21 protein-coding genes are annotated in these 22872 nt (G+C 47.1%); 16 read left to right on the forward strand and 5 right to left on the reverse strand.

The genetic code is table 11. The features are described from left to right. Positions 1 to 63 precede the first annotated feature (63 nt). Entirely contained in the window at positions 64 to 507 is a 444-nt protein-coding gene (locus ACL9RM_RS07550) for a DUF441 domain-containing protein (RefSeq protein ID WP_029517055.1), read from the reverse strand. 22 nt (positions 508 to 529) lie between these two features. Then, the gene (locus tag ACL9RM_RS07555) at positions 530 to 1501 is read right to left on the reverse strand and encodes a YpdA family putative bacillithiol disulfide reductase (RefSeq protein WP_061829409.1); all 972 of its coding nucleotides are present in this window, start codon (positions 1499 to 1501) and stop codon (positions 530 to 532) included. Between the two features lie 296 nt (positions 1502 to 1797). Between ACL9RM_RS07555 and ACL9RM_RS07560 the strand changes: the two genes are divergently transcribed. The 3 genes from ACL9RM_RS07560 (at position 1798) to ACL9RM_RS07570 (ending at position 4394) form a co-directional block, all read left to right on the forward strand. Further along, positions 1798 to 2394: a metalloregulator ArsR/SmtB family transcription factor gene (locus ACL9RM_RS07560; protein WP_061829408.1), complete on the forward strand. Its 597-nt coding sequence runs from the start codon at positions 1798 to 1800 to the stop codon at positions 2392 to 2394. A 481-nt stretch (positions 2395 to 2875) separates the two neighbouring features. Beyond that, a complete protein-coding gene (rsgA, locus tag ACL9RM_RS07565; protein ID WP_250268126.1) occupies positions 2876 to 3973 on the forward strand; it encodes a ribosome small subunit-dependent GTPase A in 1098 nt (365 codons plus the stop codon). A gap of 82 nt (positions 3974 to 4055) precedes the next feature. Continuing rightward, positions 4056 to 4394 (forward strand): L,D-transpeptidase, encoded by a 339-nt coding sequence (locus ACL9RM_RS07570; protein WP_023988260.1) that lies wholly within the window; start codon positions 4056 to 4058, stop codon positions 4392 to 4394. A 118-nt stretch (positions 4395 to 4512) separates the two neighbouring features. Here the strand turns inward: ACL9RM_RS07570 and ACL9RM_RS07575 are convergent, their stop codons facing one another. Next, entirely contained in the window at positions 4513 to 5532 is a 1020-nt protein-coding gene (locus ACL9RM_RS07575) for a flagellar motor protein MotB (protein WP_250268127.1), read from the reverse strand. A gap of 215 nt (positions 5533 to 5747) precedes the next feature. On the opposite strand from ACL9RM_RS07575, the gene ACL9RM_RS07580 reads away from it, so the two are divergent. Further along, positions 5748 to 5897 (forward strand): hypothetical protein, encoded by a 150-nt coding sequence (locus ACL9RM_RS07580; RefSeq protein WP_023988262.1) that lies wholly within the window; start codon positions 5748 to 5750, stop codon positions 5895 to 5897. 127 nt (positions 5898 to 6024) lie between these two features. Here the strand turns inward: ACL9RM_RS07580 and ACL9RM_RS07585 are convergent, their stop codons facing one another. Further along, entirely contained in the window at positions 6025 to 6264 is a 240-nt protein-coding gene (locus ACL9RM_RS07585; protein WP_250268128.1) for a hypothetical protein, read from the reverse strand. A 389-nt stretch (positions 6265 to 6653) separates the two neighbouring features. On the opposite strand from ACL9RM_RS07585, the gene ACL9RM_RS07590 reads away from it, so the two are divergent. The 12 genes from ACL9RM_RS07590 to ACL9RM_RS07645 all read left to right on the forward strand — a co-directional run bounded on the left by ACL9RM_RS07590 (position 6654) and on the right by ACL9RM_RS07645 (position 21942). Next, positions 6654 to 6974: a hypothetical protein gene (locus ACL9RM_RS07590; protein ID WP_023988263.1), complete on the forward strand. Its 321-nt coding sequence runs from the start codon at positions 6654 to 6656 to the stop codon at positions 6972 to 6974. A 67-nt stretch (positions 6975 to 7041) separates the two neighbouring features. Further along, on the forward strand, positions 7042 to 11037 hold the full coding sequence (essC, locus tag ACL9RM_RS07595; protein WP_250268129.1) for a type VII secretion protein EssC: 3996 nt from the start codon (positions 7042 to 7044) through the stop codon (positions 11035 to 11037). Positions 11038 to 11053: 16 nt separating this feature from the next. Further along, the gene (locus tag ACL9RM_RS07600) at positions 11054 to 11896 is read left to right on the forward strand and encodes a hypothetical protein (RefSeq protein ID WP_250268130.1); all 843 of its coding nucleotides are present in this window, start codon (positions 11054 to 11056) and stop codon (positions 11894 to 11896) included. Positions 11897 to 11901: 5 nt separating this feature from the next. After that, a complete protein-coding gene (locus ACL9RM_RS07605) occupies positions 11902 to 12438 on the forward strand; it encodes a WXG100 family type VII secretion target (protein ID WP_061829458.1) in 537 nt (178 codons plus the stop codon). 249 nt (positions 12439 to 12687) lie between these two features. After that, positions 12688 to 12963 carry a WXG100 family type VII secretion target gene (locus tag ACL9RM_RS07610; protein ID WP_013309990.1) on the forward strand — a complete coding sequence of 92 codons (276 nt, stop codon included), beginning with the start codon at positions 12688 to 12690 and terminating at the stop codon, positions 12961 to 12963. A 201-nt stretch (positions 12964 to 13164) separates the two neighbouring features. Continuing rightward, positions 13165 to 15210 (forward strand): hypothetical protein, encoded by a 2046-nt coding sequence (locus ACL9RM_RS07615; RefSeq protein ID WP_250268132.1) that lies wholly within the window; start codon positions 13165 to 13167, stop codon positions 15208 to 15210. 84 nt (positions 15211 to 15294) lie between these two features. Beyond that, a complete protein-coding gene (locus tag ACL9RM_RS07620; protein ID WP_013309992.1) occupies positions 15295 to 16047 on the forward strand; it encodes a vWA domain-containing protein in 753 nt (250 codons plus the stop codon). Positions 16048 to 16059: 12 nt separating this feature from the next. Continuing rightward, the gene (locus ACL9RM_RS07625; RefSeq protein ID WP_013309993.1) at positions 16060 to 16896 is read left to right on the forward strand and encodes a hypothetical protein; all 837 of its coding nucleotides are present in this window, start codon (positions 16060 to 16062) and stop codon (positions 16894 to 16896) included. A 264-nt stretch (positions 16897 to 17160) separates the two neighbouring features. Continuing rightward, positions 17161 to 17970: an SDR family oxidoreductase gene (locus ACL9RM_RS07630; protein WP_061829403.1), complete on the forward strand. Its 810-nt coding sequence runs from the start codon at positions 17161 to 17163 to the stop codon at positions 17968 to 17970. Positions 17971 to 18233: 263 nt separating this feature from the next. Continuing rightward, complete coding sequence (locus ACL9RM_RS07635; RefSeq protein ID WP_250268133.1) at positions 18234 to 19718, forward strand: PLP-dependent aminotransferase family protein; 1485 nt, start codon at positions 18234 to 18236, stop codon at positions 19716 to 19718. A gap of 108 nt (positions 19719 to 19826) precedes the next feature. Continuing rightward, on the forward strand, positions 19827 to 20756 hold the full coding sequence (locus tag ACL9RM_RS07640; protein ID WP_250268909.1) for a D-alanine--D-alanine ligase: 930 nt from the start codon (positions 19827 to 19829) through the stop codon (positions 20754 to 20756). Position 20757: 1 nt separating this feature from the next. Further along, positions 20758 to 21942, forward strand: coding sequence for an aminotransferase class I/II-fold pyridoxal phosphate-dependent enzyme (locus ACL9RM_RS07645; protein WP_250268134.1), 1185 nt, complete (start codon positions 20758 to 20760; stop codon positions 21940 to 21942). Positions 21943 to 22155: 213 nt separating this feature from the next. On the opposite strand, the gene ACL9RM_RS07650 is transcribed toward ACL9RM_RS07645, so the two are convergent. Beyond that, the gene (locus ACL9RM_RS07650; protein ID WP_134902881.1) at positions 22156 to 22737 is read right to left on the reverse strand and encodes a TetR/AcrR family transcriptional regulator; all 582 of its coding nucleotides are present in this window, start codon (positions 22735 to 22737) and stop codon (positions 22156 to 22158) included. Between the last annotated feature and the right edge of the window lie 135 nt (positions 22738 to 22872).

A 22872-nucleotide genomic window follows, 5' to 3' on the forward strand; every position in this document is an offset into this window, starting at 1 on the left:
CGGGACTGAATTCAGCCCGACATGCAGATTGCTATCATGTATTCCTATATTTGTTGTACGAATTTAGCTGCGGCCAATTAATAAGGAAAGCAATCCGGCAGCAATTAGAGGTCCAACAGGAACTCCTTTAAAGAAGGCAACGCCAATGACGGTCCCGATCAGTAGACCTGTCACAATAATGGGCTGTCCAGACATCAAAGTTACTCCGCGGCCGCCAAGATAGGCTACCAGAATTCCGATACCAATCGCGAGCAGTGATTTCCAGTGCAGGAAAGACTCCATCACCTGATTGATACTGATTTTACCGCTGGCTAGCGGGGTCATGACCCCGATCGTCAAAATAATAATTCCGATCGTCAGGCCATACTTTTCAAGCCAGGGGAAAGCAGTGTGAAAGCTGGTTACCCGCAGTAGCAGTAATACAACCATGGCAATAGTCACGGTAGAGTTGCCACTAACAATCCCTAGACCAGCCAATACGAGTAAGATAAGTGAGCTGTAATCCATACAGATGTTCTCCTTCGTTTAATTAGCTTTGGATATGTTCGGCGATTTGTCGCCCGTGCCAGCGGCCTGTTTCAATAAACACTTCATTGGCATTGCTGCCTGAAGCGATGACCCCGGCGACATATACACCTGGGATGTTCGTTTCCATCGTGGCAGGATTAAATTCTGGTTTGTCCAGATCCTCAGCCATGTGAACGCCGACAGACTCCAGCAGTTTTCGTTCCGGGTGAAATCCGGTCAGTGCCAGTACAAAATCATTTTCGAGTCGGAATGCTTCAGTGTCCAGCGGATTGACTATGACATGGTCTGGATGGATTTCGGTAATGCGTGCGCCTAAGTGCAGCGTGATCTTCCCTTTTTGTACCATACTGTCAAACAGTGGACGTACCCACGGCTTGATGTATTGGGACAACTCGCTTCGACGATATACCATATCAATCGTAGCTCCGACCCGCACCAATTCCATCGCAGCATCTACCGCAGAGTTACTGCCACCGATGACTGCGACCCGGGTTCCTGTATAGGGATGGGCTTCGCTGAAATAGTGCGTGACTTTATCCAATTGTTCCCCGGGAATGCCCAAATAGTTCGGATGATCAAAATATCCTGTAGCCACTACGACATAACGTGACGAATACGTTTTGGTTATTTCTCCTTTGCTCAGGGTATGTACGGTAAATGTACCGTCATCCTGGCGATGAATGGACTGGGCCTCCTCATAATGCTGAATGTTCAAGTTATAATGAGTGGCTACCTTACGATAGTACGCCAGTGCTTCATGACGATAAGGTTTGTCATTAGGGGTGCTGAATGGAACATCACCGATTTCCAGTAGTTCGGCGGTGCTAAAAAACTGCATGTTCGTCGGATACAGAAAAATGGAGTGAACGATGTTGCTTTTTTCAATAATGACAGTTTGCAAACCTCTGCGGCTGCATTCGATTGCAGCGGATAGTCCGCAGGGTCCGCCACCGATAATGATTACGTCGTGCATTTGGATGAACCTCCAGTTGTATTGGTTTATTACGCCAGTTTTGTAGGGTTAACATTATTTTGACGATTAAAAACGGATCTCAGGATTGAAGCAAATAGCTCAGTATGTGAGAAGTTTTCAAATAATAATCCTACCGCAATGCGAACACAATATCCAGCCGTTTTTCAGAAAGAGATGACGAACGGTGAAGATTGACAGCCACTTTTAGCAAATATATAATTAGATATATATCTATTTACTGTGATTGAATTCGCTTGCATAGCAAGTATGTACTAGTGAAAAGAGGTGCAATAACGATGCAACTGGATAAAATGGTCAATTATCATAAAGCACTTGCTGATCCAACGCGAATGCGGATATTACTTCTTTTGTCCCGTGGGGAGATGCATGGCCAAGCTTTGGCGAAAAAGCTGAATTTATCACAGCCGACTGTTACACATCATGCTTCCAAACTCCGTGAGGCTGGGTTGATTAAGGAACGACGTGATAAAAACACGGTGTATTTTACACTAAATCCAGAGCTGATCCGGCAGCATGCCGAGGCGACGGTGCAATTTATTTTCGAAAAAGGAGAGGGGGAGGAAGAGATGTCAGAGTTGAATGAAACGCTGGAGGCGTCGGTCTTACGCAATTTTTTTTCCAAGGACGGCAAGTTGCGCCAAATCCCTGCACAGTATAAGAAAAAATTGATTGTACTTCAGATGCTGGCAGAAAAGCTGGAGCCAGGCCGTATGTATCCTGAACGTGAATTAAACGAGTGGATCAAGCAATACCATGAGGATTTTGCAACGATTCGGCGTGAGCTGATTATGCATCAGTTTATGTATAGGGAACGGGAAATGTACGAATTGAACCCGCGTGAGATGTGGACACGCTGGGATCAGGTACGCTAAACGAAACTTGACAAAGATTTCAAAAAAGTTCCGTAGCAGCCTTGACAGACAATTGATGGACTTGTATGATAAAGGAAATTTTAGGAGGAGGCGATGTTATATGCGTACGAACATGAATGGATGGGTTCAGCAGCAGAATGACTTGTCTCCCGCACGGACGATGCACGGTTAAAGACTGTATAGATCTATAGTCTTGGCTTAGCAGTTGGTTGGACAGTAGAACCAACGAAATCCGCAGGGAGTGATTCCCTGCGGATTTTTTATGGTTAGGCGTCTTGTTATCCAGTTGTTGGTTCTGGGGAGTGGTCCGTGAGAGACCGCTTGCTTAAGTGAACGAACGGATCACATCGGCCTGAATCGTATACCCTCCGCAGGGAAACCCCTGCGGATTTTTTGCGTTGTTTGCATGCGGGGAGAAAAAATGTACACCTATCGAATAACACTACGATCAAAAATAAACGATGATTTCAGGAGGAAAACAATGAGTATACATGAATACGGTTGGTCTGATTACTGGAACGGTTTTTGGGACCAATGGAAGCAAAACTATGAGGAAAGAGCAGGAAATACACAGGTACGTCCTGCCCGCTTGATTGCCGATTATGGACAAAAGGTGAAGCTTATCACAATGGATGGAGAACGCTGGGGAGCGGCTTCAGGTAAGCTACGACATGCTATGGTAGATCCGGCGGAAATGCCGGCTGTAGGGGACTGGCTGGCAATCACCACGTCGGATGAAGTGTCGGATGCAGTAATTCATGCCGTCTTGCCACGTAAAAGTCGAATATCTAGGCAGGCCGCGGGCTTTGAGACGAAGGAGCAGCTGATCGCTACCAATGTGGATACGCTGTTCCTTGTTAATGCGCTGAATCATGATTTTAATATGCGCAGACTGGAACGGTATTTAATTATGGCTTGGAACAGCGGGGTAAACCCGGTTGTCGTTTTGAGTAAAAGTGATCTTTGTGAAGATGTCGAACAGCGGGTTGCTGAAGCGGAGGGAGTTGCCCCTGGTGTACCTGTTATCGTTATTTCTGCTTTGCAGAACGAAGGCAGAGAGCAACTGGAGGCGTTTCTTCAACCTGGCTGTACAGTTGCTTTGACAGGCTCTTCCGGTAGTGGCAAATCCACGATAGTAAACTGGCTCTCCGGGTCTGAAGTTCAACTGACACAGGATGTGAGGGAGGAAGACAGCCGGGGCAGGCACACAACCACTCACCGACAGCTTTTTCCCATCGCAAAGCAAGCTGTTCTGCTGGATACACCCGGCATGCGTGAGCTTAATCTGTGGGATGATTCCATGGGAGTCGCTCATACCTTTACAGATATTATGGACACGGCGCAGCAATGCCGTTTTGCAGATTGCAAGCATAAGGGCGAAGCTGGATGTGCAGTGGAGGAAGCTATAGAGAGAGGGGAATTGTCGGAATCCAGAGTGAACAATTATCGCAAAATGCAGCGGGAACTGGAATATCAGGCGCGTAAGGAAGCAGATCGACGCAGGAAAGATAGCCGTTCAAGCACAGCTCCGGGTCGTAGAGATCAGCGAAGCGGCTGGCGACGTGATGTGGAGTGGTAAGCCGAGCTGCAGTGAAGCATCAAATGTAAAAATATAAGAAAATCTAAGTTGTAGTCGGCATATGGTATAAAGGGGTGAATATATGCCGAACTACAGCATTGTGGTGGATTTATCGGATCGTCGTTTATATTTGAAAGATGGAGATCAGATTGTTCTTAGTTATCCAGTCGGTATTGGCAAGCTGGCTACACAGACACCGCATGGGCAATTTACGATTATTAACAAACAGCCCAATCCTGGCGGCCCTTTCGGAGCGTTCTGGATGGGGCTGTCCAAGCCGCATTACGGCATTCATGGTACCAATGAGCCATGGTCCATTGGCAAGATGGTGTCACATGGCTGCATTCGAATGCAGAATAAGGATGTGCTTGAGCTTCAGGAAAAGGTAAGTATAGGCACGCCAGTCACGATACAGCCGTAGCGGCTAGAAGACACTAGATTCTGTATCTACTCAGTCATGGAAGCCGCGTCATATGCTGTATCTGTGAAGCGTATTTCATGGCGAACGGCCGTAACTTTAGGTTAGATGCTGCGTTTAGTTACGATTTGGGTTGGATAGGGATACGGGCTTCAATCTGTTTGGAGCCCTCTTTGTCGTCTGCGGACTTGACTAACGGTCCCGAAAGGCGTTCCCCTTGTGTACCGTATGCCTGTTTGGCGTTGGTCCACATATCTTCGTTCGGTTCGAAAATTATGACTATGGTGTAGTGGTTGGCTAGGCTCGGCTTTTTGACCCTCATGCTGAAGGAGCCGTCAGGCATAACTTTGGTTTGATCATCGTAGCCAAACTGCCATCGTCCCGGAAAATCAATCGTGAGTTTGACGTCTGACCCTTCCAGCAAATTGCTGCGCGCATATACATGATAATAGTTACCTTCTTGCTTCACATCAGGCTTAATCCACACTTGAGGGCTACCGTAGTCCTTAGGTTTGTTCCAGACGGGCTTAACTAAAGGGATATTGCGTTCTTGTTCAGGATCAAATTCAGCCCCAATCCGAACTTCATGCAGAAGCTGTTTGTTTTCTTCGTATTGATATATATAAGGACCTTCTAATTTGTTGCCACCGCTGCCATACAGATTTCGTATTTCATTGTCTTGGTCATCTGGACGGAACAGAACAGTCAGATCCATACTGCCCTGTATTCCGGGGCGTTGTACCTGGAGTACAAAACTTCCATCCTTTTGAACGGTTGTCTCATCCGTGTACCCAGTTAACAGGGAGTTTTTGACCGCAAGATTCCCTTTGATCCGTGCTCCGGCCGGGAGGTTGGAATGTCCTGTAACCTTCACGGTATTTTTATCAATGCTAACGCCACCTGATATTTCGACATAGCTGCTGCCTTGCTTATGGACAGGTGTATGATTGGCAGCTCGTTCATCAAGGGATGATGCGCCTTGGTTGGGATTACCCGTTACGGTGTAGGCACGTGCTTCAGCTTCATGTTGGGCCATACTCCGGGTTGAAGCTTTTTCCCTGCTGCATGCAGCCAGCATCGTTAGGATTAAGAATGCACATAAAAGGTTCCAGCCTATTTTGGTAATCATATGTTTACTCATGGTTTTTGCTCGCTCCTTGTCCATAGCTTCCAGGCTTAACGTGATAAAATTTTCGAAACTTTATGTATTTACCCTAATTAAAGGGTATGTAATCCCGTCTGCTTTATCCTATAAGTAACGTACCTGTTTAAACAACAGACAGAATGGTTAAAAATGGATAGCCTGATCATCCCCTTGAAAGCAGGGGCAGCTTGCTGTAAAGGAGCCTGAGTCATATGTCCATTGACCGTTTTATCTTAAAAAAGCTGGACAACTGCCGGGAAGAGCATACACGCGCTAATTTACTAGAACTGTTTAGAATACGGATAGAGAAGGCGCAGAATAAGGAACGAGGCGGTAAAAAAGGTTATCGCAGAATACTTTAAATAGAGTCTAATCAAATGCATAAGCTGCGGTAAGTCACATGTATCATGTTTCAAAGCTGCTGATATGGAGAGGGTGCTGAAATGCCCCTCTCTTTTTTGTGTCTAATGTGGACAAAAAAAGTCCCTCTTAATAGAGGGACAATGCCAATGAATCATTTTCACTAACGCTATGCAGGATGGCTTCACAACCGACAATCTCTATACTGATCAAAGAGTTAAGACATTTTTGAAGGGCACGCTTGCCGCTGAAGATTTTATTCTCCAAAGTGTTACTTAGAAGTTTTAATGTTTTTTGTACCGGTTGCTTATTTTCTTGATTGAAGTATACGGGAATACGTTTGTTTTGAAATGTAATTAATGTTCTCACAAAAATCACCTCGCCTGAGTTATTTCATGGCTTCATTGTAGTGCCCGTTTCTTAAAATTACCTTAAAAACACCTTATAAAAACATAAAGGTCTGAAAAATTTACAAAGTGTTCACAACAATCTAGGTAACAATCGAATTTAGTTCTAACTAATCGACAAAATGACGTATATCCCCATATTAAAAACGATTAAATACATATTATTGATGCTAATGGCTCTACTAATGTGAGAAAATATGACTAAAGTCGCTGTTCTATTTTTGAAGTGGGTATTTTGTAACAAATTGACAGTCTAATAGTCGGATGCTACAGTTACGATAGCCATATTTCCGTAGAAATAGGCTTTTTGCGTGAATTTTGCTATATATTAAGGATCGGGAGGGATGACAGATGATCCTGACCGTGCTTTCAGGACGACAGGAAACAGAGTGGTTTGACATCGAGGTAGCTGATGAATACTCGGTGGAACATTTAAAGTTGATGCTGGGTGTGCGCATTTTCGGCGAGCCTCCAGCGGAAGGCATGCAATATATTATGGAAGCAAAGTTCCCGGAAGGGCTTTGGTTCAGGGTGGGGGATAACCAGCTACTCACAGGATCAGGCTTGCGGGAAGGCTGTACTGTGCGTATTCAGCGCGCTTTTTCGACAACTCAGGACGAAGCGCCTGTGTATGGAAGGCGTTCTCTGTTTCAAAGTGAAAAAAATGGGTAAATACACACATGAAATTATATGAAACCTTGGTAAAATGAAATAGTAAGCGAAAAGGGGGACTTTTGTCTTGAATGCATTATACCAGCGATCCCCAAGATTAAGGCCGGCGCTCCGAGAGGAGAAGCTGGAGATTTTACGGCCTCCGGCTGAGCCGAGCAAGCCGTCTTTTTCTATTATATCTATACTTATTCCGTTAATGATGACGTTGGTGACTATAGGCTTTTACGTATATATGAGCAAAACAGGTAAGATGGGCAACAGTAACTATTTGATGTTCCAGATGGTCACTGTGGTCATGATGCTTACATCTTATACGATTCCTTTTTTCGTCTATCTAAATAATAAGAAGGAATACAAGCGCAAGCTGGAGGAACGGGACCGCATGTACCGGGAACAGCTCCAAAAGCATCGTGAAGAACTTGAAATGAAACGCGAGGAGCAAATTCGCACACTATATGAAATTCACGGTGACCCGCAAATATGTACTCAAATTGTCAAAAACCGCAACAGTTCACTCTGGGAACGATCACCTGAGGATGAGGACTTTTTGCAGGTGCGTATTGGAACTGGACAAGTTCCCTTTCATATTAAATTGCAAATTCCACGCCCAGACGGTTATGATCGAGATCCTTTGTTGGGAGCTGCGGATGAACTGGAAGAAGAATTTCGTCTGGTAGACGCCGCTTCCATTGCATTACCGCTATTTCAATCCAAAGTGGTTGGATTGGTCGGCGAACGGGAGCATACCCTTGCTGCGTTAAGAGTCATCTTGGCACAAGTGGCGGTTCGTCACTCGCCAGATGAAGTGAAAATTGCTTCCTTCTATGACGAGCGAGAGGAAAGTGAATGGACTTGGATGCGCTGGCTCCCACATGTGTGGGATGATGACCGAATCCAGAGAATGATGTCAGACCGCAGTAGCAGTGCCCATCAACTAGCTGATTTTCTGTTTGCCAGACTGAACCGTCGTAAAAATAATCGCAATGATCGCCATGGTAAAGGGATGGAAGTCCCGTGTTATATCGTTGTTTTATCTGACACCCAGCTGATTGAGGAAGAACCCTTGCTGCCGTTGTTACTGGAGGACGGCCGAGCCATTGATGCGTGTACGATTGTGCTGGCTTCTCGTAAAGAGGCTTTACCGATGCAGTGTCAGCTGATTGTGGAGGCTTCCAAAGAGCAGGGCGTATATGCCCGCAAATCAGAATCGGCGGAGGTTGAACAACAAAGTTTTAAACCGGATCGTTTGTCAAGAGAGGAAGCCAATGCATTAGCGCGGTACATGGCTCCTATTCGCTTGAAGCGTTCCTCTGCTTCTGATATTCCCGCTGTGCTGCCTCTGTTTGATATGATGAGCGTAGCGAGTGTAGAAGAACTGGACGTGGCAGATCGGTGGCGACGTAACCGCCATCCTGATACCTTACCCGTACCGATGGGCGTGCGAGCAGGCGGCAAGAAGATTATGATTAACCTGCATGATAAGATAGAGCGTCAAGGACATGGTCCCCATGGCTTGATCGCCGGTACAACGGGTTCAGGGAAGAGTGAGGTTATCCAATCCATCGTAGCCTCGCTTGCTGCCGAGTTTCATCCGCATGATCTGGCTTTTATGCTGATCGATTACAAGGGTGGAGGCATGTCCAACACGTTCGTTAACTTGCCGCATGTGGTGGGTACGATTACGAACTTGGACAATAATTTGATTGAACGTGCCAAAATATCTCTTAAAGCAGAACTGGTTCGTCGACAGAAGATATTGAACGATGCAGGCAATTTACAGCATATTGATGAATATTACAGACTACTCCGGCAGCGGCAGGAACAACCGCTGCCTCATCTGGTTATTATTATTGATGAATTTGCACAATTAAAGCGGGATCAGCCAGAGTTCATGGACGAGCTAATCAGTATTGCTGCGATTGGGCGGACACTAGGTGTCCATTTGATTTTGGCGACGCAAAAGCCCGCAGGTGTCGTGGATGATAAGATCTGGAGTAACTCCAGGTTCCGCATCTGCTTACGGGTGCAAAGCGAAGGTGATAGCCGTGACATGTTGAAAATACCGAATGCTGCGTGGATTACGAAGCCGGGACGAGGATATTTTCAAGTGGGTAGCGACGAGGTGTTTGAAGAGATGCAGTTTGCTTGGAGCGGTGCGCCGTATATAGGCAACAGCGATATTTCTTCTGCACTACCTGTCCATGAAGTGAGACTGAACGGGAAACGTGAAGCGCTACTGACGGGTGGAGAACGGGCAAGCTCAGGATTAAAAGGTGAAGAAGCTCCTAAACAGCTTCAAGTATTTATTGATTATATTGCGAATGAGGCTGCTAAAGCAGGGATCGAACGACTTCAGGGACCGTGGCTTCCACCGCTGCCTGAATTGCTGGATTTAACAAATCTGCCTGCATGCACCGAAATAGATAGTACATCATCATCTTTGGAGCTGAAGGCTCTTATGGGTCTGGTCGATGATTTGCCGAATCAGCGACAGGAGCCGATTTATGCATCGTTGGATCATGGTCATTGGGCTGTATATGGCATGCCTGGCATGGGAAAAACGACCTTTTTGCATACATTGCTGATGTCCACGGCTCAGCGTTTTGCTGCGAATCATTGGAATGGTTATATCATTGACATGGGTCGAACGATGCGCGATTTTGGGGAACTTCCCCAAATCGGAGCTGTTATGATGGCTGAGGAAGATGACCGGATCAAGCGATTGTTCCGTTATCTGTTCAAGATGGTGGCCGTACGCAAGGAAATGCTTTCCGAGGCTGGTGTCAAAACAATAAGTTCTTATCGACGTTCTGCTGTCGAGGATATTCCGCAAATTGTCGTAGTCATTGATGGATATCTTAATTTCCGTAATGCTTATCCAGATGAAAATGAACTGCTGGAATCTCTTTTGCGAGAAGGAGGTAGTCTAGGTATCACGTTTATCATTACGGCGAACCGGATTACCGATGTGTTTGAGAAATTCCGCAGTAACATACCGAATGCTGTTTCTTTTGAAATGTCCGACCCGAGTGACTATTATTATGCGGTAGGACGACCAGCCAAAACGCCAGGACCGTTAATTCCAGGCCGCGCCCTGGTTAAAGGACATGTTCCTCCGCTGGAGTTCCAAACGGCTTTGCCTTCACCAGGTGAAGATGAGGCGGAACGATCAGCACGGTTACGTCGCAATATCGCTGGCATTGCGCAGGAATGGAAAGGCAAGCACGCACCAGCCATTCTTCCATTACCTGAGCGGATTCCACTGTCGGAACTGCTTCAGCAGTGGGATCGGACAAGTGGACCCTCGGGCGCACTTCCTTATGAGGTGCCTGTAGGTCTACAGAGTGACGATCTTGAGCCTTTTCTCCTGAATCTAAAAGAAGGGCCCAATTTTATCGTGGGTAGTCCAATGGAGGGTGGAAAAACCTCTTTTCTAATGAGTTGGATTATATCGCTCGCTTATTACACATCACCTAATCAATTGGAAGTCTATACAATCGATACACGCTATGGAGGCGGAGGACTATCTAGATTACGGCATCTTCCTCATGTTAAGGCTGCTGCCGAAAGCGAAGAAGAAATGGGGCCTCTGGTACAGAAGGTGTATGATATCGTTCAACAGCGGAACAAGGAGGGGAATGATCCCGAATTGCTCCTGGTCATTGATGATGCGGATATGTTAAGTAAGCAACTGAACGATTTTATGATAAAGGATCAGCTCTCCGCCATTGTACGGTTGGGACGTGATCGCAATGTGCATGTCGTGCTATCTGGTGTGCCATCTGATTTTCCTACCTTTGGTGTGGACTGGTTTAATGATGTCAAGGCAAGCCAAAGCGGTATGCTATTTGGAACACTAGATTCGAATGATCTATCGTTCTTTCGTATCCCTTATTCGGAGGCGAACGCCGCTGCTGGTGGCCTAAAAGTCCTGCCACCTGGGCAGGGATACTACGTACGGCGCAAATTTACCAGGATAAAAGCGGCAATTCCCTTCTCAGAGCAAGTGAGCTGTGAGGATTGGATAACGAAAATTCGTGACCGATGGCATGTTGTAGTTTGAAGGGAGGTGGCTCATAATGTTAACGTTTCAAGCTTCCAAGCAGAAGTTAATAACCCTCAAGGCGAAGGAACTGTTTTTTCTAGCAGGCGTATTGGGTTCTGACAGACTGCTTGGGGTGGAAGATCCGTTTAAGGGCTATCTAGCAGAGGAGTTGGCGGAAGAGTGGGAGCAGGTAAAAGCTACTCTTTTGGAAAAGGGTTATCTAAAGCGGGCAGATAAGGGCAAAGAGCTAGCAATGCCTCCTACCGTTTTTTCAAGAGTCGCTATCGCGGGATTATCCAACAGGGCTTGCCGTATACGCTATATGCGGGGAGGCAAGCAGTTTGAAGGCTATCTCCATTGCACGAACGAACGTGTAGTGGAACTCGTGAAATCCGCTGATGAACCCGATGAGTATCGACTGTACGATCTGGGTAATGTGGAAAAGGCTTGCGAAACATTGATTGATAAAATGGGTTGGGTAGATCGACTTGTGCCTGAATCCCCCGCACTTATGTTCTCCAAGCAGGCATTTAATAAAATTTACGAGCAGTCGGCAGGAGAAAGTGTATCTCTGATCAGCAGTAAACTGACCGAGGCTAGCGGAGATGCAGAGGGGTCTGCAAGCCTGGCTCAGTCTTTGAGTTCCCGTGTAGCCGAGGGAGAATTGCAATTGCTGGTCTGGAACGGTAGGGAGTGGGAGTCACAACGGGCAGCCTTTGTCCTGTGTCCCGCAATGAACTGGATATTTCGGATGAGCTCCAGTGGTAACGGAGACTGGCTGATTGCAGCTATGGCTTCAAGAGATCAGTTTGTGGATTTATTATTAAATTGGTTGAAACAGTCGGCAGTGAATGAAGAAGTGACAGAAGAAGGGTGATGGATATGCGCATTCGAGTTGAACCGGATGTGCTTCGGGGGCTTAGCGGGCAGCTACAGCATGCGGCGGAGCAAATTCAACAGTTAACAGCAGGTTTGGAGCAGGCATTACAATCGCTGGATTGGGATGTATCTGCACGCGAGGCGATCTTGAATCATTGGATGCAGGCCAAGCGGATGTCAGAACAGATCCATGCTTACCTCCATACATCAGGTACACAACTGAACCGAAAGGCAGAGCAGTTTCAGTCTGTTGACCACAACTATCAAACGATTCTGTCATTTGCCAGCCAACCATTGGGACGACCCGTCACGATGCTCGATTGGTCGAATCAGCAATCACCGTCTATTCTGCCTGGGCAAGCTTCGGAAGGAGGCAGTCTGATTTCAAACCCGCAGTCTGTCGTACATGCCATTGCTGGTGTACAGTCTTCGGATATAGAAACGTTGCATCAGGATATTCTGATGCAGGCGTCTTCTAGCAGTCCGCAGGATTGGTATTTTACTGATCCGTCTACAGCAAGAGATCAGCCTGTCGCTTAGTTGGGAACGCGTTCCGGGACAATCTGGATCGATTGCAAAATTTACTTGAATTCGTTTCGCAATTCCCGGCTTTATGGGACTTATTAGGTGGTTGTTTTGTTAATATTATACTGTTAGGTGCTGTTTTCTAGTTAAAAAGTGGGATTATAACAATTAGGTCCTTTGCCTTTTGTAGGGAATTAAATAGCCATAGTACAATTTGAACCAGATAAACAAAAACATTATTTATCATCAAGGAGGACGCAAAAAATGGCAGGACGCATTTTAATTACCCCAGAACAGGTTGATCAGGTGGCTAACCAATTTAAACAAAGTGGTGAGCAAAGCCAGCAGATCGTTTCCAGTTTGACACAGTCCATCTCAGGTATGGAAGGTCAATGGGAAGGTATGACTAAGCAACGCTTCTTCCAAGAGTTTCAGGAAGCTAGCAAACAAATGCAAGCTTTCGTAACGACTTTGAATAGCATCAGCCAAGAATTGACAGCTATCGCTAACAAATTCCGTACGGTTGACCAAACGAAATAAGTTGCCTTGCCTGATAGGGATCAACTTATCATACACCACTCTATAAAGAAGCAATATGTGAGCCATTCCTCATGGTTTGGCACAGGATGTTCAGGAAAAACCGGGCGATCTTCGGATACCCGGTTTTCTTGCCATCCATAGATGTATATAATAAGGTGAGGAATACTAGCATACTGAATGATGTAAGGAGAGGGATGTTTCATGTCTTTTCAACCGAATCCGGGAGACGAATTGATCATAAACGGCACAGCTTATGTGGTTGGGCGACATCCCGCTGCACCCGGTTTAGCCTATGCTCAAGCAGGGCGACAGGGAATTGTATACCAGCTAAATGCCAAAAACGGAGCGCCGCATGAGGCCAAAGCCCTTAAGGTGTTTTTTCCGAAGTTCCGCATCCCGGCTATGGTTTATCAATCGGAGCATATGGAAGCATACGGGGATATTCCCGGTTTGCAGGTATGCAAGCGTGATGTGCTCACTCCAGAAAGAAACGGAAGTCTGATCGCCGAGCAGCCTGATTTGCTGTATGCGGTGCTGATGCCATGGGTTCACGGTATGACATGGTTCGATTGTCTCACAGATCAGCGTCAGCTTGAGGCTTCCGATAGTCTGGCTTTGGCCAGAGCATTGGCAGGGATCGGTTCAGCTATGGAGCAAAAAGGATTGGCGCATTGTGATTTATCGGCGCCGAATGTAATGCTTCCGTTTTTTTCTGAAGTGGAACTGCCTCAAGGCACGTCAGCTGTGGAATTGGTGGACGTGGAACAAATGTATAGTACTAAAATGGATCGTCCAGATGCTCTATTGGCAGGTTCGCCAGGGTATGCCGCCCATCGTACCGTCCACAGCGGGTTATGGAGTGCGTATGCAGACCGTTTTGCAGGGGCAATTATTATAGGAGAAATGCTAGGCTGGTCTGACCGTGTAGTAGTGGACAAAGCGTGGGGCGAAAGTTATTTTGATCAGCATGAAATGCAGACGCCTTGTGAACGTTATTTTATTTTACGAAAATCACTTGAATCCCGGTGGGGCAGCAAGGTGGTAGAATTGTTCAGCCGTGCCTGGGATAGTCAGGATTTAAGCAGTTGCCCTACTTTTGGCGAATGGCTGGTTGTACTTAATGCGGTTACTGAGCAGGAAATTCCAGTTGAGGCTATAGAACCGGAGCCTACTGCGACAGAAACAATAGAATCGGCAGCGGTGGGCGGCCTTGCCAGTGAAGCTGCACCCTCTTTGTCAGCGCCTGCACCGCTCAAAGCTGAACAGGCTGCATTGCTAAATCAGGCTGCTCTGGAGCAGGGAGAGCGTGGGGTAACGGACAAGCTGTTCCGACAGGCACGTGACTTGGAGCAGCAAAACAAACCTGCTGCAGCGCTAGAAGTATACCGGTCGTTGTATCATTTTGTAGAAGACGGTAGTCCTCTGCATGTGGAGGTGTCGGCTGCGATCACAGGGCTAGAGGAGCAGTTGAATCCCAAGACGCCAGAGCAACCTGAAAAATCAAAAGCCTGGTATCGCTCCAAAGCATTTATCGTGACAACTGCGGCCGCAGTCGTTCTATTGGCAGCTGGAATCCCAGCCGTGAATATTCTTGCAGATCAGTCCAATCAGCGGCAAATCGAGGCAGCCAAGCAGGAAGAGGCAGCGAAGGCTGCAAAGGCGGCCGAGGAAAAGCTGGCAGCCGAGCAGGAAGCGTCTCAAAAATTGCTGACGGAGAAACAACGACAGGAAGCGGAACAGCAGACCAAACAACAGGCACTTGCTGCTCAAAAGCAACAGGAGAAGCAGAAGAAACAGCAAGCCCTTATCGCTCAACAGGTTAAATATGAAGCTTATCTCGCCCAAAAGGAACAAAACAAGCAGGCGGCTGCCAAGTTGGCGAAGCAAAAAGCGTATGATCAACAGGCAAAGTATGAAAAATACTTGGCTTTGAAAAAAGAGCAGGAAGCTCGTGCCGCCCAAGAAGAGGCAGCTCGTAAGGCAGCAGCCGAGGCGGAACAAAAGCAAAAAGAGTCCATGCATGCACGAAACAAGGAGAACGTTCTTCAGCTTATTTCCCTGTACAACAAGGCGTATGCCTCTCAGGAAGGTGGAAGCGCTGCGAAGGCTAAGAGCTTTGCCAAGCGTTTTAGAACACTATATGATAGTAATCCTTCTTATTATCGTTCGGTAGGTGAAGTGGGATATCGGGCTTCCTCGATTTATAACTTTTTAGGTGATACGAATTTTAGACTGCCTAAAATTTAATATTTCATATGTTTATATATGGGCGGAATGATAGATACAAAACAGATGGAGATAGAAGGTAACTGAGGGGAGCATGTACAAACTATGAATTATACAATACAGGCTTCACAACGTACTCCCGCCCTAATCATTTACCTGATTGACATCAGCGCGTCGATGAACATGCTGATGGAGGGGCGGCGGCGTATTGACGTTGTATATGAAGCTATATCGTTGGCGATCCGGCAGATGGTTTTTCGGTCAACCAAAGGAAATCGGCTGACAGCGCGCTATCGGATTGCGATTTTGGCTTATAGTGACGACGTGTATGACCTGCTGAATGGTGTTAAGGGGATAGATGAAATTGCGGCCATTGGCTCGTTGCCCGATTTGACACCCAAACGATTCTCAGATTCTGCAAAAGCCTTCTTGCAAGCTGAACGTATTTTGCAGGCAGAATTACCAGGGATGCAGGACTGTCCTGCACCTTTGGTCTGTCATATGACAGATGGGGTTTCCACAGGCGATGATCCGGAACCGATTGCGAAGCGTATTATGAGCATGAGTGTACCGGACGGTAATGTACTGGTGGAAAATATATTTTTATCTGACAGGTTGCTGGAAACGCCTATTCAGGACCCCCGTCGCTGGAAAGGTCTGACGCATAATACGCCGTTGCAGGATGAACATGCTGTGAAATTGCGTGATATGTCTTCTGTACTGCCTGAAAGCTATCGAGAAATGCTGTTTGAGGCAGACTATCAGTTAGGTGAAGGAGCCATTATGATGCTGCCCGGAACCTGTGCGGAACTGGTGTCCATTGGGTTCCAAATGTCGGCCGCAACGCCTGTACGGTAAGGAGGTAAAAGCATGAATCCACTGCTGTCCCTGCTCCCGGCGAGCAAAAAAAAGGGAATGAATGCAAGGCTGACTCAGCAATTTGCTTACATAAGCTCTCAGACAGGCGATCAGCCTTTATCATCTCATCACAGTCGTTTTATGTGTCGTTATGGTTATGGAAGATCTGCCGAATCTGCCAGTATGGGGGAAAGCGGACAGGATTTCGCCGCAGTACGTATTCATAAATCCGTCTGTTGTTTTGTCTTGTGTGATGGTGTCGGGCTCAGTTACCGAGGAGATTTTGCAGCCCGCTATCTGGGTTCTTCTTTACTGGATTGGATGGAACGGGGACAAGATCTGTCTGCTGATCAATTGAGAGTGTACCTTGAACGTTTGGCGGGTACAGCGGCAGAGGAACTGGATCGGCAGCCTTTGGATCACGAATCAGGCTTAATGCGTTCGGTATTGGAAGATAAACGTCGTCAGGGAAGCCAGTCCATGTATATTTGCGGTAAAATCGAACTGCCGAAGCGTGGTAGCCGTGGCCGTCTCCGACTTGCCTGGCAAGGGGATTCACGTTTGCGACTATGGAACGGTGCCGAGGAAATCAGCGAGCTGTTCGATCATACTTTCTCTACAGCGGAGCGCTGGTCTACAAGTCGTGGGCCGATTGGAGGGAAGCCTCATTGGTATGAAAGAAGCATACCCGCAGATATGCCGATGAGATTACAGGTATATACGGACGGTTTATCCGATTTAGACCCCATTCGCGAGCCTGTCCCTGATGAGCAGATACAGGTATTGCTGGATGCATCCCATACCGGGGGACTTGATGATGATGCTGCATTTATTGAGTTGCAGTGGTAAATAAATAAGAAAAGGACGTTATACAACCATGGATATGGATGTATACGTCCTTTTTTTGATGAATACATAGAACATAACGATTCTTTAAGATATTTGTAGAATGTAACGAGGAAGAGAAGGAAAGAGGCGCTAATACGCGTAATATTCGCTCTTTTCTTAAATATCACAAAGGAATAGCAAAAAATGCGCAAAAATAGTGATTATAAAGTATATCCTTTTGGGTAATCTTGTGATTATACAGATTACAGAAAGGGAGCGATACATATGAGCTACACATATGCAGGAGGCGCGCGCTTTGAAGGCAAAACTGCTCTAATCACGGGAGCTGGTTCTGGGATTGGCAAGGCAACGGCCATTCAGATGGCTAGAGAAGGAGCGAATGTCGCTCTTTTTGACGTAAGTAATGAGCGCATTTCGGAGACAGAAAGAGAAATTAATGCTATACGTGAAGGATCAGCGCGGGCTTTTGACGTGGACATTGCCGATCCGGTGCGTGTGGAAAAAGCAGTTCTGGAAGCGGTTGAATTATTTGGCGGTCTGCATATCATTTTTGCCAATGCGGGGATTAACGGGGTCGTCGGACCGATTGAGGATCTGAGCATTGAGGATTGGCGGCAAACATTGTCCACGAATCTGGATGGTACCTTCCTGACGGTGAAGTATACAATACCACATTTGAAAAAGAACGGTGGCGGCAGCATTATTATTACCAGCTCCATTAATGGTAATCAGCGCTTTACCAGCTTTGGGATGTCAGCCTACAGCACATCGAAGGCGGGTCAAACCGGTTTTGCTAAAATGGCTGCGCTGGAGCTGGCTAAGTTCCGTATTCGTGTGAATGTCATCTATCCGGGTGCCATCTCGACGAATATTGATGAAACCACGGAGAAATCGGAAGGGTTAAAGCAAATTACCATCCCCGTCAAGTTTCCCGAAGGAGGACAACCGTTGGCTGATGGGCCGGGTCAACCCGAGCAGGTAGCTGATTTGGTGACATTTTTGGCCTCTGATCATTCGCGACACATTACTGGCGCACAAATTGTCATTGATGGGGCTGAGTCGTTATTGTTTTAGAAAATACTGTCCATACACTGATCGGCAGCCTGGATGACAAATATGTTGATTATTACTTTCATCAGCTTCACGATGCTTGGTGATATGTACAATGCTCGCAATGGGCGCGATGAGAGGCAATGATGCAGGGGAATGAGGCAAGAATATGAGGGCGTACAGGGGATAAAATACGGAAGAACCACCGAAGGATGAAAAATCCAGTGCGGTGGTTCTTTTTTTTCACTCTTCTTGTATGCCATCATTATAGGGGGAGGCGATGAAGGATGTTCCAGGATTTCAAGCTCGTAAGTGACCGCCCGGTCTCGATACAAGTAAAAGAATACGTCAATCGTTTAATTATAAAAGGGGCGCTTCAGGCGGATCAGAAGCTGCCTTCCACACGAGAAATGAGCGTTCTGCTTAAGGTGAGCCGCAATACAGTCATTGCAGCCTATGAAGGCTTGAAGGATGACGGATTTACGTATGCGATTCCCGGAAAGGGTAGTTATGTGGCCGCCATGGTGGGCCAGTCGGCCGTAGATAACGGAGGATCTGACGGCTCTGCCACTTGGGAGATCGACTGGAAGGCAAGAATGAACGAGTATGCTATATCAGCTGTTGACCTGGATATGATGAAGCAGGGCATTCGTGCCCAAAAGGGAACTATCTCGTTCACAAGCATCGCTCCGGATGAGCAACTGTTTGATCTGGGGGATGTAAGGCGAGCTTTTATGGATCGGATGGCAATCGAAGGGCAGGTGCTGCTCAACTACGGCTATGCCAAGGGCTACAAGCCGCTGATTGATTACCTGATGCATTATATGGAGAACAAGGGCGTCGATATAATTGGCAAGGATATGCTGATTACAGGCGGGTTTACAGAAGGCTTTGACATTGTGCTGTCGGCTTTACGCCCTTCTGCACGCCGCGGAGCGGCAATTTGTGAAAATCCGACCCATCACACAGCGATCAAAAATTTGAAGCTGCAAGGATTTGAGATTACCGGCATTCCGATGGAGCGTGACGGTATTGATGTGGAGCGGCTAGAGGAGGTACTGCACACCAATAGCTTCGATTTGGCCTATTTGACTCCTTCCTATCACAATCCGACAGGCATCGTCATGTCGCCAGCAAAGCGCAGCGCTGTTATGAAATTAATGATGCGCTATCAGATTCCGGTGATTGAGGACGGATTCAATGAGGAGCTGCGCTACTCAGGAGCGCATATTGCGCCCTTAATAGCGACAGTAGGGCAAGGGAACGGAGTAATCTATATTGGCAGCTTCTCCAAGGTGCTGTTCCCTGGCTTGCGAGTAGGCTGGGTGCTTGGAGACCGAGCACTGATTGACACTCTGGAAAGCATTAAGCGTGCGCGCACCATTCATACCTCAACAATCGATCAATCGATTTTATACCAATATATGCTTAACGGAAATTTCGATAAACATGTAAAAAAAGCACGTACAGAGTATAAGCGCAAATATGAGCTGACAAAGACATGCTGTGAAGCACATCTTCCTGAAGCGCAGGTGTCTGGTGACGGGGGCTTGCATTTGTTCCTTACCTTCCCGACAGGCGTAAATACACGCCAGCTGCTAGAAGCTTGCACAGAACAGGGCGTCATTTTCACACCGGGAGACAAGTTTTTTATTCAAGAAGGCGAAGGGACGAATACATTGCGGCTTGGGTTTTCACGAGTAACAGATGAAAATATCGAACGGGGTATTCAAATAATCGGTAAACAGACGCGTAACTTTCTTAAGGCATAAGGATTAAGAAAAGAGCTATAGAGAAGGAATATTGTTTCGAAGAAGCAATAGCGATCGGATGAACATCCGTAGCCACATAAAGATTTTGAAGAAAAATGAGGTGTCATGATGAAAATTGGCGTTATTATGGGCGGTATTTCCTCTGAGCGTGAGATTTCTCTGCAGACAGGTCAAGAGATGATCAATCATTTGGATCGCAGCCGTTATGAAGTGGTTCCAATGGTGATCGAGCAGCGAGCGGATTTAATCGCGCAGGTCCAGCAGGCAGGCATTGATATCGCGCTGTTGGCACTGCATGGTCAGTATGGCGAGGACGGCACGGTGCAGGGAGCGCTGGAGACGCTGGGCATTCCCTACACAGGCAGCGGTGTCCTGGCAAGCAGCTTATGCATGAATAAGCAGTTGTCCAAGATGCTGTTGAAGGCAGCGGGTGTGCATACGCCTTCAGGCCTTTACTGGCAGGGGATGGACGATTATGATCCGCAGGTGGTGGAGCATTTGGGCTACCCGGTTATTGTGAAGCCGAATATGGGGGGATCCAGCATCGGCATCCAGCTTGTACAAAATGAGAAGGAACTGCTGCCGGCTGTTCAGGAGGCTTGCAGCTTGGATCAAGCGATCTTGATTGAGCCCTATTATAAAGGGACGGAGATTACCTGCTCCATCGTAGACGGCGAGGTATTGCCGATTATTGGTATTAGCTCCGCTCGTTCGAAGTGGTTCGACTACAAAGCAAAATATGAGGTCGGCGGCGCTGAGGAGAAGGTGATCGAGCTTCCTCCCGTTATTGAGCAGCGTGTGCGCGAGGCGGCACTGGCCAGCTACCGACTGCTGCAATGCAAGGTCTATGCAAGGGTCGATATGATTTTGTGTCAGGATAGACCTCACGTGCTGGAAGTGAACACATTACCAGGAATGACCGCCAACAGCCTGTTTCCGAAAAGTGCGGCAGCTGCGGGTATAACCTTTACACAGCTACTGGACCTTATTATTGCCAGCTCGCTCCATGAGCGGAAACAGGAATGGAGGATGGCGTAATATGTTTAGTGAAAAGGGGACAGGGCGGTTTGTATCCACGCGTGTACGGGATATTCGCCCATCGGGAATTCGCGCTTTTTTTGATCTGAATGCAGCAGGCGGAGGTACAATCGCCCTTGGGGTCGGAGAGCCTGATTTCGTTACACCGGAAAAGGTACGTGAAGCTTGCATTCAAGCATTGCGTGAAGGACAGACGAAATATACTTCGAATGCCGGCTTGATGGAGCTGCGGGAGGAGATCTCTGCTTATTTTTCCGGCAGCTTCGCGCTTTCCTATGATCCTGAGCAGGAAATGATCGTGACGGTGGGGAGCAGTGAAGCCGTCGACCTGGCGCTGCGAGCAGTGATCGATCCGGGTGACGAGGTGCTGATTCCAGCACCAAGCTATATTGCCTATGAACCCATTACCCATCTGCATGGCGGTAAAATTGTAGAGGTGGCGGCTACGGCAAAGGAGCAATTCAAGCTGACCCCGCAAGCGCTGCAAGCGGCAATTACACCTCATTCAAAGGTTTTAATGATCAATTATCCCTGTAATCCAACTGGAACAGTTATGACGGAGCAGGATTGGCTGCCGATTACAGAGCTCATTATCAAACATAATCTGGTCGTCATTTCGGATGAAGTGTATGCCGAACTGACTTACGGGAGAAAGCATGTCAGTATCGCCTCTTTGCCGGGCATGAAGGAGCGTACGATTGTCATCAGTGGTTTTTCCAAAGCATTTGCGATGACAGGCTGGCGGGTAGGCTATGCGTGCGGTCCGCATGAGCTGATTGCCGGCATGCTGAAAATCCACCAGTACACAGCCATGTGTGCGCCCACCATTGCACAGATTGCTGCGCTGGAATCATTGCGCCATGGCTTGGCTGCCAAGGACGAGATGATGGCGAGCTACAATGAACGTCGCAAGCTGTTTGTGGCCGGCTTGAATGCAATCGGGCTTGCTTGTCATGAGCCTGAAGGGGCTTTCTATGCCTTTCCTTCAATTACTTCTACTGGCATGTCATCTGAGCAGTTTGCACTTCGTATGCTGAAGGAAGCGAAGGTGGCGGTCGTACCGGGACATGTATTCGGATCAGGCGGAGAGGGCTTTATTCGCTGCTCATATGCAGCCTCGCTCGTCGATTTGGAGAAGGCGCTGGAACGGATGGGAAGGTTTATGCAGGTAATGCAGCCGGTATGATGAACAGGGTTAATAACTCAACTTTTGCCGAACGTCTTTATGAAATATTTTACAATACCTTTATGTTTTTTGAAAACATAAAGGTATTTTTCTAGGGCCTGTATTCAAACTATAAATCATAGTTAAATGATGGTAAATTGAGATATGAAAAGACGATACGAAATACGCGACGATCAATGGGATCAAATTAAAAAACGATCATGCCATTTTGCATTAATTGAACATGTGGAACCCGTCGGTGATCAGCGGCATTACCCGCACAGCCAGCTCGGAGGGGGGCTCTGTTCTTCCCTCCAGGTTCCAGCGGTAGGTAACACCGTATAAAGACCAGCTTAACAGGGTTGCTGCGGTTGCGAGCGACTTCGAGTCCGCAGCGGCGTCTGCTCCAGAGATCAGCTGAAGGGTGAGTTTCTCAAGATGCAGCTTGATATTTTCTTCAAGCAAGAGGGCCACTGAATCGTATTTCTTGAAGCAGTGGTGGCTTGTTTCATGGTAATTACATAATGCCACAATAAGCTCCAGAAGCGTCTTCTTCGTCAAAGGTCCTTTCGTATCGACTTTACAGACTACCATATTCGTAAATGCGTCCAGCAAAAAGGCTTCGAACAGCGCATATTTATCCGGGAAATGTGCATAGAAGGTCGCCCGGTTAATCGTGGCTGCCTTGGTGATGTCACCGATAGTTATCGAGTTGAAGTCCATGATGTTCAACTGCTGAATGAAAGCATCCAGAATTAATTGACGTGTCCGAATGACGCGCGGGTCGTTTGGATTGGGAGGAAGTACACCAGCCATCCTTTCACTCCTTTCAGTAAAGATACTAATCTCTTATTATAAACATGTGTTGAATAGACAACAATTATTATCTCCCAATACGACAGTTTTTTCACTTCTTGCTTAAGCAACAAATTAGTCGGATTGTTGGTTGAA

The sequence above is a fragment of the Paenibacillus sp. S29 genome (assembly GCF_049319765.1).
Lineage (GTDB): Bacteria > Bacillota > Bacilli > Paenibacillales > Paenibacillaceae > Paenibacillus > Paenibacillus polymyxa_B.